This window comes from Terrabacter sp. RAF57, from assembly GCF_052113925.1.
In the GTDB taxonomy this organism is placed as follows: Bacteria; Actinomycetota; Actinomycetes; order Actinomycetales; family Dermatophilaceae; genus Terrabacter.
Genome location: NZ_JBFRDT010000019.1, coordinates 82,704 through 94,175 on the forward strand (window position 1 = coordinate 82,704; position 11,472 = coordinate 94,175).

Genomic DNA, 11,472 nt, shown 5'->3' on the forward strand with positions numbered 1-11,472 from the left:
CGGGCTGTCGAACGTCGGGTGAGAGGCAGCCGCTCTGCGGGTAGGAGCCGAGGGTGGCGGTCGACGCCACCCAGAGCAAAGGAGGGCCACATGGCCAAGCGAGTCGCATTCCTCGTCGCGAGCGAGGGCATCGAGCAGGTCGAGCTGACCGAGCCGTGGAAGGCCGTCACCGACGCGGGGCACGAGGCCGTCGTCGTCAGCCCCGAGGCCGGCGAGGTGCAGATGTTCAACCACCTCGACAAGGCGGACACCAAGGCCGTCGACGTCACGGTCGCCGACGCCACGGCCGAGGACTTCGACGCGCTCGTGCTGCCTGGCGGGGTCGCCAACCCCGACAACCTGCGCACGCACGCCGACGCCGTGGCCCTCGTGCGCGACTTCGTCGCGTCCGGCCGGCCCGTCGCCGCGATCTGCCACGCGCCGTGGACCCTCATCGAGGCCGACGTCGTCAAGGGCCGCCGCCTCACGTCGTGGCCGAGCCTGCAGACCGACATCCGCAACGCCGGTGGCGAGTGGACCGACGAGTCCCTCGTCGTCGACGGCAACCTCATCACGAGCCGCAACCCCGACGACCTGCCCGACTTCTGCGGCGCCGTCRTCGAGGCGCTCGAGCACGGCTCGGCTGCCGCGACGGCAGCACCCTCCGCCTGAGGGGCCACCCGGAGCTCAGCCGAACCCGTGGCGGGCCAGCGGGTGGAGCAGCTCGCGCTCCTCGTAGGCGAGGTGTGACAGGAGCGTGTCGGTGAGCAGGTCGAGGGCGCGCTGGATCTCGTCCAGCGCGTCCTGGCCGGCCCGGCCGTAGGGCTCGCTCCCGACGAGCCCGACGAGGGCGTCGTCGACCTGCTCGAGCACGTCCGAGATGACGTGGTGCTCCTCCTCGAGCCGGTCGATGACCGGGCCGAGATCGGGCTCCGCCCCGCGCAGGTGCACGAAGATGCTCCGGTCCTCGAGGGTGTGGTGCCCGGTGACGAGGCGGCAGTACGTCTCGCAGTAGGCGCCGAGCGTCCAGTTGTTCTGCCGCATCGCCATCGTGTTGATGACGGACCGTGCGGCCCCGGTCGACATCGCGCCGCGGCGCACCTGGCCGACGATGTCGCGCAGCTGGGCCAGCTCGCCCCGCAGGTGGTCGTGCACGTCGACGAGGTGCTGCGGGACGGCCTGCTCGGCGGCGGAGTATGCCGCGTGCTCGGGCTTGGCGGTCACGGGACGGTCGTCCTCCCCCCAGGGGAGTGTCGGGCTGAGTCGGACCCCGTCGTCCGGTGTCGCGCGGACGGTGAGTGGCGCGCCGTCGGCCGGGGCCGCCGAGGTCGGCGGGGTGGCTGGCGGCGCCGCACCGACGTCACCGGCCCCGCGGGCGCGGCGGGCACGTTCGGCGTCGACGAGGTCACGCACGGCTGGGGCGACCTCGACGGCATACCGCCGCAGGACGTCGGGGTCGTCGGTGCCGAGGACGAACGTGCTCATCCCGTCAGCCAGGGCGAGAGCCGCCAGCTGCTCGGCCCAGTCGTCGGCCGTGCCCCGGAGGAAGCCACCGCCCGTGCCGAACGAGCCGAAGACGTTGTACATCCGGCGAATCGCCTGCGGGCCGCGACCGGCCCGGTCGGCGGCCTCGTCGATGACGGCGTTCATCCCCGGGAGGGCCTCCGGGTCGGCGTAGCCCATGCTCGGCAGCCACCCGTCGGCGAGACGGGCCGTGACTCGCAGCATGCGCGGCTTGTAGGCACCGAGCCAGATCTCGACGGGGTGCACCGGGAAGGGGCCGGTGTGCAGCCCGGTCACCGAGTAGTGCTCGCCAGGCACGGTGACCGACCGCGCGCCCGGCTGGTCGGGGTCCTGGCCCCAGACGCCGCGGATGATCCGGATCGCCTCGACGAGCGCGTCGACGGCCTCCCCGGGTGTGCGGCGCTCGCCGCCGGCCGCGACGATCGCGTCCCAGAAGGCGCCGGTGCCGAGACCGAGCTCGGCACGGCCGCCGCTGATGACGTCGAGGGTCGCGATGTGCTTGGCGAGCCCGACCGGAGGCCGGAGCGGCAGGTTGGCGACGTTGGCCGCGACGCGGATCGAGCTCGTGCGCGCCGCGACCGCCGTGAGCAGGGTGGAGGTGTCGAGGTGCTTGGCGTTGTAGGGGTGGTCCTGCACCGTGAAGAGGTCGAGGCCCACGACGTCGGCCAGCTGCGCCAGCTCGAGCGTCTCGTGCACCCGGGACGCGTCGGGGCTCGCGAACACCCCGAAGTGGAGGTCGTGCAGGTAGTCCATGCGGTCAGGGTGGCATACGCTCCGGGCCATGAACGGGGACGACGCTGCCGTCCAGGCGCTCCGGGCGCTGATCCGCATCCCGACGGTCTCCGACTGGGAACCGGCGCGCGAGGACCGAGCCGTGTTCGAGGCGCTCCTCGCCGAGCTGCGCGAGCGCTTCCCGCGGTTGCACGCCGCGTGCGAGGTCGAGCGCATCTGCGGCGACGCCCTGCTCGTGCGCTGGCCGGGCCGTACGCAGGAGCCTCCGGTCGTGCTCATGGCGCACCTCGACGTCGTCCCCGTCGACGACGCGTCGGTGTGGACGCACCCACCGTTTGCGGCAGAGGTCGCCGACGGGCACGTCTGGGGCCGTGGGGCGCTCGACTGCAAGGGGTCGCTCGTCGCGACCTGTCAGGCGGTCGAGGACCTCATCACCGAAGGGGTGACCCCGGGCCGGGACGTGTGGCTCTCGTTCGGCTGCAACGAGGAGGTGTCGGGGCGCGCCGCCAAGGACGCCGTCGCGATCCTGCGCGAGCGAGGGGTCGAGCCGTGGTTCGTCATCGACGAGGGCGGCGCCATCGTGCAGGGCGCTCTCCCGGGGGTCGACGCGCCCATGGCCGTCATCGGCGTCTCCGAGAAGGGCACGGTCGACGTCGACCTCATCGCGCGGGGCGATGGGGGCCACGCCTCCGCGCCGCGTCGGATGGGCGCGACGAGCCGGCTGGCCCGCGCGATCCTGCGCCTCGAGCGGAAGCCCTTCCCGAGCCACCTGCCCGACGCCACCGTCGACATGCTCGAGCGCGCCGGCGCCCATGCGCGTATGCCGTATGCCGCGGTCTTCGGTCGTGCGCGCCTGCTGCGGCCCGTGCTCTCCCGGGTCCTCCCGCGGCTGGGGCACGAGACCGCGGCGCTGACCCGGACGACCGTCGCCGTGACCCAGCTCTCCGGCTCCCCGGGCGCCAACGTCATCGCCGCGACCGCGCGGGCCCACGTCAACATGCGGGTCATGGTGGGCGAGACCGTCGACGGCGCCATCGAGCGGATCCGCCGCACGGTCAAGGACCCCCACGTCGAGGTGACGCTGGTCAGCGGCGACGAGCCGAGCCCGGTGTCGCCGACGGACGACACGGCATACGCCCTCCTCGAGTCGACGGTGGGGGAGGTGTTCCCCGGGACGGTGGCGGTGCCGTACGTCATGCTCGCGGCCACCGACTCACGCCACTTCCACCGCGTCTGGCCGCGCGTCTACCGCTTCACGCCGTTCCGGATGACCGACGCGCAGCGCTCCTCGATCCACGGCGTCGACGAGCGCATCGGCGTCGCAGACCTCCACGACGGCATCGCGTGGTACCGCCGCCTCATCGAACAGCTCTAGTCGAGTCAGCCTGAGAGAGAACGAGATCCGCATGTCAGACAGCACGGCCGTCTCCGACGCCGCCCGGGCCGTGGCCCGCAGCCCGATCACGAAGGTCGTCGGCTTCCTCATCTGCGTCGAGCTCGCGAGCGGCGTGCTGCAGGGCTACTACACCCCCATCTTCACCGACATCGCGCGGCACCTGTCGATCAAGGACGCCGACGTCAACTGGTTCGAGGCCGCCCAGCTCATCGTGTCGGCGCTCGTCGTGCCGCTCCTCGCGCGGCTCGGCGACCTCATCGGGCACCGCAAGGTGCTCCTGCTCTCGACGGTCGTCACGGCGGTGGCCTCGTGGGGCGTCGCCTTCGCGCCGACCTTCGGTCTCTTCCTCGTGGCCTGGGCGATCCAGGGCTTCTACGTCGTGTGGCTGCCGATGGAGGTCGCGATCATCCACCGCCGCACCGGCGGCTCCGAGCGACGCGTGCGCGGTGCAGCGGGACTGCTCGTGGCCGGGCTCGAGCTCGGGGTCATCGCCGGCGCCCTGACCAGTGGCGCCCTCGCCGAGTCGCTCGGCATGACCGCCCTGCTCGCGCTGCCGGCCGTCGTCGTGACCCTGGCTCTCGTCGCGATCTGGTTCGGCGTCGAGGAGTCTCCCGTGCTCGCCCACGGCACCGTCGACTGGCGCGGCTTCTGGCTCATCACCCTCGCCCTCGGCCTCGTCATGGGTGGCCTCGTCATGCTGCGCGTCCTCGGACCGGGGAGCCCGTGGCCGTGGGTGCTCGTCCTGCTCGGCGCTGCCGCCTTCGTGCCGTTCGCACGGGCCGAGCTCGCGCACCCGGAGCCCCTCGTGGACCTGCGCATCCTCGGGGCGCGTGGCCAGTGGCCCGTCCAGGCGACGGCCTTCCTCTTCGGCGTGTCGGTGCTCGGCGCGCAGATCCCGCTGTCGACCTTCGCGCGCACCGACCCGGCCGTCACCGGCTACGGCCTCGGCGCCTCGGCGGGCAAGGTGTCGATCATCATCGGTGGCTACGTCCTGTCGCTCGCCGTCGGGGCCCTGCTGCTCCACCTGCTCGCGCACCGGACGGGGACGCGGGCGGCCATGGTCGTGGCGGCGGTCCTCGTCGCGGTCGGCTACCTGCTCTTCCTGCCCTTCCACGACACCCTCGCCCAGACGATGACGAACATGGTCATCGCGGGACTCGGGTCCGGAGCGCTCGTCGCGGGGCTGCCCACGGCCGCGGCCGCGCAGGCGCCACCGACCCACACCGGCCTGACGACGGGCATGACGAACACGACCAAGACGATCGGCGGAGCGTTCGCCTCGAGCGTCTTCGCGATCGCCCTCGCCTCGACGGGCACGGTCGACGCGGAGGCGACCGCCCACGCGTCACTGTCCGGCTACCTCACGGTGTGGGCGATCTGCGGTGTCACGGCCCTCGTCGCAGCGGTGTTCCTGGCCGTCGTGCGACCGGTCAGCGACCGGTCCGCTGTCGCTGCGCCCGGCTGAGCACGTCGGCGGCCACCTGGGTGACGGGCGTGCCACGCTGCTCCGCCTCGGTGATGAGCAGCTCATAGGCCGTCGCCATGTCGATCCCCTCCAGGTGTGCGAGGGCCCCCTTCGCCTGCTCGATGACGACCCGTCCGAGGAGGGCTTCGCGCAGCGACTCGGTGATCCGGCGCTGGTCGACCGACTGGCTCTGCAGGATGACGATCGTCGACATGTCGGTGAACGCCTGGGCCATCACGCGCTGCGCGTCGTCGAGCGCGGCATCGCTGCGCGTGAAGACGTTGAGGGCGCCGAGGGCGCGGCCGTGCCACACGAGTGGGAAGGCGTGCACCGCGGCGAAGCCGGCCCGCACGATCGCCTCACCCGCGATCGGCCAGCGCAGCTGGATGACGCTCGCTCCGAGGGCGACGACCGGAGCGGCCGACCGATGGCACTCGACGCACGGGCCCTCGTCCTGACCCACCTGCAGGGCCTCGAGCTCGGCCACCCCGTGGGACGTCGACACGAGCAGCTCGAGGGAGTCGTCCGGCGCCTGGACGATGAGACCCATCGCATCGACGCCGAGCGAGGACGAGCCGTCGCGGAGCAGGCGCGTCAGCAGGTCGGTGACGTCGTGGCTGTCGACCATGGCGGCCGTGGCCTCGGCGAGGACCTGGCTGGTCGATTTCGGGTTCATGCGGGGTCCTTCGTCGTCGGGCCCGTGTCGGTGAAGTCGAGAGCACGGTCGAGCACGAGCGCTCCGATCGCCTCTACGGTCGTGTCATGCGCGTAGGCGTGGGCCCGGATGACCGCCATGGCGTCCACCGGTTTGACCCCCAGCTGCGCGACGACCATCCCGACGGCCTGGTGCACCTGCTGGCGCACGATCCACGGCCCGACGTCGTCGGTGAGCAGTGCGTTGTGGCCGAGCAGGGCGGCACCCACGGCGTCGGCGAGGAACTGGGCCACGACGGGGTCTCCCGCCACGGCCTCGGGCGACTCGTCGTAGACGATGACGACACCGAGGGAGCGGTCGTCGGGTCGCATCGGTGCGGCACAGACCCAGAGCTCGCCCAGCTCCTGACGCGCCGTCGCCGAGAAGTGCTCCCACGGCGTGGGCTGTCGCAGGTCGGCGGTCACGACACGGCGCGAGGTGAAGGCGTCCCACCCGGGGCCCTCGCCCAGGACCTCCTGGAGTCCGTCGAGCCGCGCGGCCGTGGGGTCGGTCGCGCAGAGCGTCAGGCGGTCGGGCTGGTGGTAGCCCAGCGTGATCGCGGCGCCGGCGCCGCCGAAGACGTCGACGAAGGCGTTGCACAGGCGGGCCGGCAGGGGGAGGCGGTCGACGTCGCGCGCGATGCCGCGCGTCAGGGCCGCGCGGATGGCAGCGCGGTGGCGGGGGTCGGGGCCGACGTACTCATCCGTCATCGGAGGCCAGCCTTGCCGGGCTGGACTCCGTGGCGTGCCCTGGCGTGTCACGCACGGTGAGACGCTCCTCTGAGGGGATGGTGGTCAGGCTGCTGCGCGACCACTCCTGAACTCTACGCCCGGCACTACTGCCCRGATCGCACCCCGAAGCGGCGCCACGGCGACCTGCGTGGTGGTGTCATGGAGCCATGGACATGCCGAAGCACAGCGACGAGGCCAAGGCCCGTTTCCGGGGTCTCGTCAGCCAAGCGCCTGGTGTCGAGGTCAAGCCGATGTTCGGCAGCCTCGGGGCCTTCGTCAACGGCAACATGTTCGCCGGGCTCTTCGGCGAGGACGTCGGGGTCAAGCTCGATCCGGCTGGGCTCGAGGAGCTGAGGGCGCTGCCGGGCAGCGGACCGTTCGGTCCGGCCGGCCGCCCCATGGGTGGCTACCTCTCGCTGCCGCCGGACCTCGACGACGCTGCCCTGACCGCTTGGGTCGACCGCGCCCGCGACCACGTCGCGACGCTCCCGCCCAAGGTCAAGAAGCCGAAGACGTAGCCGGGTGGCCTCCCGCGACTCCAGGCACTCCGGCGATGCCGGCAATGCCGGCGACACCGAGTCGGCCGCTCGTTCGGAGCTGCGCGCGCTCCTCGGTGACGATTCCGGGGTCGAGCTGCGCCCGATGTTCGGCACCCTCGCCGCGCTGGTCGACGGGCACGTCTTCGCCGTCGCGCTGGACGACGTCATCGGGGTGAAGCTCGCCCCGGATGCTCGGGCCGTGCTCGAGACCCTGCCCGGCTCCGAGGTCCTGACGATGGGCAGCCGCCGGATGAAGGCGTACCGAAGCCTCCCGTCGGGGATGCCCGCCGCAGAGCGCCGCGCCTGGCTCACGCGGGCGCGTGACCATGTCGCGACCCTGCATGCCTGACCCTGCCTTCCCGACCCCGCGTTCCTGACGCGGCACGGCCCACTCAGAAGGGTGGCGGGTCGTGCGCGCCGAGGTGACGATGCCCTGAATCGCCATGCGCCTGTGAGGGATCGGTTGACGTGGTGGGACTGCCCCGTCCTGCCGGTGGGTCTGCACCGTCGCGCCAGTTCTTGGGGTGGGTGGTGTAGGTGCGGCCGGTGAGGGTGGTCCAGGTGAGGCCGTGCTCGGGGGTCGGGGTGGAGGTCCAGATGCCGTCGGTCTTGAGGTTGTGGTGGAGGCGGTGTTTGGCGTGGAGGTTGCCGACGCGGGTGGGTCCGGTGGGCCAGGGGGTCTCGTGGTCGAGGTCGCAGCGGGTGGCCGGGACGTGGCAGTCGGGTCCGCGGCAGACCCCGTCGACGGCCTGGACGTGCTCGACCATGGCGCGGGTCGGGCGGTAGCTGCGGGTCGGGCGGGACAGGGCCCGGCCGGTGGGCAGCTCGACGGGCAGGGTGGCCCAGACGGATCCGGGGCGGGTGATGATCTCGCGGGCGTGGGTCGCGGTGACCCAGCCGTGGCCGGGCAGCTCGCAGGCGGTGTCGGCCTCGCCGGTGGCGACCTCGAACGGCACGACGATCCACGCCAGCGCCGCCGCCCCACCCGCGACCTCACCGTCCGTCCCACCTTCAGCCTCACCTGACGCGGGTCCGGGGTGGCCGGGTCGGTGCAGCAGGGCGTCGGTGGCGAGGTCGGCGCGGAGCTGGTCGAGGCTGCGGGCATCGCCCGCGCCGCGCAGCCCTCGGGCGGTGGTCTCGAGGCGGTCCATGACGGCGGCGACGCTGGCGGCGTCGGTGGTCACGGTCAGCCAGCCCATCCCGTCGTCGGTGAGCCGGCCGAACACCCCGCGCCGGGCCCTGGCGTGCGCGTGCCGCGCCTGGGCGCCGCGGGCGCCGCGGGCGTCGACCGACGCGACCGCCCGACGCAGCCGGGCGGTGAAGGTCCGCTGCGGCACCGGCTGCCCGTCGCGGGTCGGGGCGAGCACCGCCTGCGCGACCGTCGTGACGTCCGCGTCCGGGAGCTGGGCGGTGTCGGAGGCGACCTGCAGCGCCCGGTGCAGCGACAGCCGACCGTCGCGCAGCGCGTTCAGGACGACCCGGTGCCGGCGGGGCGCGGTGGCCAGGGAGAGCCGGCGGGCGACCTCCCCGGCGCCGACCCCGGTCGCGAGGGCGATCTCCTCGGTGACGACCCGCTCGGGCGAGACCCGCGCGGACACCCGGGCCAGGGCCCCGACCGGGAGGGCGTCGACCTGGTGGGCCTCGATGCCGGCCAGCGCGCCGTACGCGGCGAGCAGGTCGGCCTCGAGGCGCGCCTTGGCGACCTCGAGCGCCTGGATCTCGGCCAGCACCCGCTCCCCGGCCCGCGCCAACCCCTCCAACGCCACCGCTGCCGCCGCGCGCTCACCGGCCGTCACCCGGGCAGCACCACCGGTGCGCCCCTTCCCGCACGCCACCGCAGCACCGGGAACAGAGGCGAGTGCGGCATCCGCGCGCCACCGCTCCAGCACCGGCTCCAGCGACCGGGACAGTCGGCCACGGTCGGCCGTCCACGCCACCCTCAGAGTCCTCCAGCGCCCACCCGCCGGCGCACCGGAGGACTCGACCGGTGACGGGGCGTACGGCACGGCGAGCCTCCTCTCGGCGATCCTTCGGTGCATCACGTAGAACAGGTGTTCGAGATGAGTTCAAGAGCCGCGGCGAATCTGTGGACAACGAATTCGGTTTGCCTGCAGCGCAATCCGACGCTCCGACCGAGAGGCCGGTGGCCCGGGGTGTCCTCCGCGGCGTCCGCGCATAGGGTCTCCGCATGGCGCGCAGGAAGCTCACGGTGACCGGCACCCCGGTCGGGGACATCGAGATCGCGGTCGTCACGCCGGTCGGCACGCGCCGCGGCGACCGGCTCCCGCTGCTCGTCGCCCACGACGGGCCGGAGTACTCCCGCCGGGCCCACCTCCTCTCCGTCCTGCGCGCCGCGACGGAGGCCGGGCGCGTCCCGCCGACCCGCGTCGTCCTGCTCGAGCCGGGCCGGCGCAACGAGCGGTATGCCGCCAACCCGCTCTGGGCGGACGCGCTCACCGAGCACGTGCTCCCGACGGTCGGGACGGCATACGCCATCGACGGGAGGCCGAGCCTCATGGGAGCGAGCCTCGGAGCGCTCGCCTCGCTCCAGGCGGAGTGGTTGCACCCCGGGACGTTCGGAGGGCTCTTCCTGCAGTCGGGGTCCTTCTTCCGCAAGCGCGTCGACGACGAGGAGGAGTTCGAGTTCTGGGACCGCGTGACGACCTTCGTGACCAACGTCAGGCGGGTCCGGCGGCGACGCACCGACGCGCGCATCGTCATGACGTGCGGCACCGCCGAGGGCAACCTGACGAACAACCGCCAGATGGCGCAGACCCTCGCCGCGAGCGGCCACGACGTGTCGTTCACCGAGCTGCCGGGCCGCCACGACTGGCGCTCGTGGGAGGCGGCCTTCGACCCGTACCTGCTCGACCTGCTCGCCCGCCCGGACACCCGCTGACCGGCGACAGATGCCGCGGTTCCTGCAAGGATCGCAGTCGATGACCCGACCCCCGACGGTAGGAGCAGCACGATGACCGACACCGCACAGCAGGACCTGTCCGCCGCATCGAGCACCTCGTCGACGAGGACGCATCTCGTGGGTCTCCTGCTCGGCGCCGAGGAGGACTGGCCCACCGCCTTCGAGGCGTTGCTCGCGCTCGTCGGACCCATCACGACCGACGACGGCGTCACCCACGAGCTGACGAGCGAGCGCCTCACCATCGAGCCGTTCGACCTGCGCCAGCCGGTGCGCACCGAGCTCGTCATCGACCGCCTCGCCTACTGGTACTACCACCCGCGCGAGTGGCTCAAGAAGGCCGCGTTGATGGACGACACCTACCTGCTCAACAGTCCCTTCACCTTCCAGTCCATGGAGAAGCACAGCGCCTACGTCGCCCTGATGCGTCTCGGGCTCAAGGTCCCCGAGACGTGGCTCGTGCCCTACAAGCACCCCGTCGACAACGTCCGCTGGGCCTACACCTCCGCGAAGTACAACCGCCCGTTCGACCTCAAGGCGATCGCCAACCAGCTCGGCTACCCGATGTACATGAAGCCCTTCGACGGCGGCGGCTGGCGCGGTGTCTCCCGGATCAACGACGAGACGGACCTCGTCAAGGCCTACGACGAGTCCGGCGAGATGCTCATGCACCTGCAGTCGACGATCGAGTACGACCACTTCGCCCGGGCCCTGTCGATCGGTCCCGAGACGATGGTCATGGACTTCCGGCCCGAGCAGCCCATGCACAACCGGTATGCCGTGAGCTACGACTTCCTGTCACCGTCGGCCGGCAAGCAGACCGCGGCCATCAGCCGCATCGTCAACGCGATGTTCGGCTGGGAGTTCAACTCGTGCGAGATGCTCGTCAAGGGTGACGACGTCTATCCGATCGACTACGCCAACGCCTGCCCCGACGTCGCCGTCACGTCGCTGCACTACTACTTCCCGTGGGCCATCAAGGCGCTCGTGCGGTGGTCGACCTTCTGCGTCATCACCGGTCGACGAGGCCCGATGGACCTCGAGATGCGCCGCTACTTCGACGTCGCCGACCGGGACGACCTCACCGACGGGGAGAAGCTCGACGAGTTCCTCGCGATCGCCGACGAGTACTTCGACACGGCCGCCTACTGGGCGTGGTGCGACCAGCACCTGCCGCACCTCGACGCCGCGGTGCTCGAGTGGGTGCAGTCCGACGTCTTCGCCAACCTGCTCCGGTCGACGGTCGTCACGACCTACCCGGCGCACGAGCGCGACCGGTTCATGGCCCACTTCGGCGGCCTCATCGGCCTGTGGGTCACGGACGAGAAGGCGCGGCTCGCGCTGTCCTAGCTGTACTGACCCGACAGGTTGGTTAAGCGGGTGATGGGTGGCTTGTTCCCGCAGGCGGTGTGGGGTCGGTGGTGGTTGTACTCGTGGAGCCATGCTGGCAGGGCCGCCCGTCGCTCGTCCTCTGAGGTGTAGCAGTGGGCGTATC

12 protein-coding genes are annotated in these 11,472 nt (G+C 72.2%); 7 read left to right on the forward strand and 5 right to left on the reverse strand.

Annotated features, from left to right (window positions below):
• The first annotated feature begins 90 nt into the window (after window positions 1–90).
• Window positions 91–651 carry a type 1 glutamine amidotransferase domain-containing protein gene (locus AB4Y83_RS18480; protein ID WP_442297770.1) on the forward strand — a complete coding sequence of 187 codons (561 nt, stop codon included), beginning with the start codon at window positions 91–93 and terminating at the stop codon, window positions 649–651.
• 15 nt (window positions 652–666) lie between these two features.
• Here the strand turns inward: AB4Y83_RS18480 and AB4Y83_RS18485 are convergent, their stop codons facing one another.
• Complete coding sequence (locus AB4Y83_RS18485; RefSeq protein ID WP_442276546.1) at window positions 667–2,256, reverse strand: LLM class flavin-dependent oxidoreductase; 1,590 nt, start codon at window positions 2,254–2,256, stop codon at window positions 667–669.
• Window positions 2,257–2,284: 28 nt separating this feature from the next.
• On the opposite strand from AB4Y83_RS18485, the gene AB4Y83_RS18490 reads away from it, so the two are divergent.
• Together AB4Y83_RS18490 and AB4Y83_RS18495 are read left to right on the forward strand one after the other, a co-directional pair.
• On the forward strand, window positions 2,285–3,610 hold the full coding sequence (locus AB4Y83_RS18490; RefSeq protein ID WP_442276545.1) for a M20/M25/M40 family metallo-hydrolase: 1,326 nt from the start codon (window positions 2,285–2,287) through the stop codon (window positions 3,608–3,610).
• Between the two features lie 31 nt (window positions 3,611–3,641).
• Window positions 3,642–5,096 carry an MFS transporter gene (locus AB4Y83_RS18495; protein WP_442276544.1) on the forward strand — a complete coding sequence of 485 codons (1,455 nt, stop codon included), beginning with the start codon at window positions 3,642–3,644 and terminating at the stop codon, window positions 5,094–5,096.
• Here AB4Y83_RS18495 and AB4Y83_RS18500 read toward each other — a convergent pair.
• Both AB4Y83_RS18500 and AB4Y83_RS18505 read right to left on the reverse strand, forming a co-directional pair.
• Window positions 5,062–5,772: a GAF and ANTAR domain-containing protein gene (locus tag AB4Y83_RS18500; RefSeq protein WP_442276543.1), complete on the reverse strand. Its 711-nt coding sequence runs from the start codon at window positions 5,770–5,772 to the stop codon at window positions 5,062–5,064. The genes AB4Y83_RS18495 and AB4Y83_RS18500 overlap by 35 nt on opposite strands.
• Window positions 5,769–6,500 carry a hypothetical protein gene (locus AB4Y83_RS18505; protein WP_442297771.1) on the reverse strand — a complete coding sequence of 244 codons (732 nt, stop codon included), beginning with the start codon at window positions 6,498–6,500 and terminating at the stop codon, window positions 5,769–5,771. Before AB4Y83_RS18505 ends, AB4Y83_RS18500 begins: the two co-directional genes overlap by 4 nt.
• A gap of 188 nt (window positions 6,501–6,688) precedes the next feature.
• Here AB4Y83_RS18505 and AB4Y83_RS18510 point away from each other — a divergent pair, with 188 nt between their 5' ends.
• The gene (locus AB4Y83_RS18510; RefSeq protein ID WP_442297772.1) at window positions 6,689–7,039 is read left to right on the forward strand and encodes a TfoX/Sxy family protein; all 351 of its coding nucleotides are present in this window, start codon (window positions 6,689–6,691) and stop codon (window positions 7,037–7,039) included.
• Between the two features lie 4 nt (window positions 7,040–7,043).
• Complete coding sequence (locus tag AB4Y83_RS18515) at window positions 7,044–7,409, forward strand: TfoX/Sxy family protein (protein ID WP_442276540.1); 366 nt, start codon at window positions 7,044–7,046, stop codon at window positions 7,407–7,409.
• 43 nt (window positions 7,410–7,452) lie between these two features.
• Here AB4Y83_RS18515 and AB4Y83_RS18520 read toward each other — a convergent pair whose 3' ends face one another.
• Entirely contained in the window at window positions 7,453–8,997 is a 1,545-nt protein-coding gene (locus AB4Y83_RS18520) for an HNH endonuclease signature motif containing protein (RefSeq protein ID WP_442297773.1), read from the reverse strand.
• A 251-nt stretch (window positions 8,998–9,248) separates the two neighbouring features.
• On the opposite strand from AB4Y83_RS18520, the gene AB4Y83_RS18525 reads away from it, so the two are divergent.
• Both AB4Y83_RS18525 and AB4Y83_RS18530 read left to right on the forward strand, forming a co-directional pair.
• Window positions 9,249–9,959 (forward strand): alpha/beta hydrolase, encoded by a 711-nt coding sequence (locus AB4Y83_RS18525; RefSeq protein ID WP_442276762.1) that lies wholly within the window; start codon window positions 9,249–9,251, stop codon window positions 9,957–9,959.
• A 72-nt stretch (window positions 9,960–10,031) separates the two neighbouring features.
• Window positions 10,032–11,327: an ATP-grasp domain-containing protein gene (locus AB4Y83_RS18530; RefSeq protein WP_442276761.1), complete on the forward strand. Its 1,296-nt coding sequence runs from the start codon at window positions 10,032–10,034 to the stop codon at window positions 11,325–11,327.
• Here the strand turns inward: AB4Y83_RS18530 and AB4Y83_RS18535 are convergent.
• Window positions 11,324–11,472, reverse strand: a 149-nt coding sequence (locus tag AB4Y83_RS18535; protein ID WP_442297774.1) for an integrase core domain-containing protein, incomplete at its 5' end; no start/stop codon positions are given. The two genes, AB4Y83_RS18530 and AB4Y83_RS18535, sit on opposite strands and share 4 nt — an antisense overlap.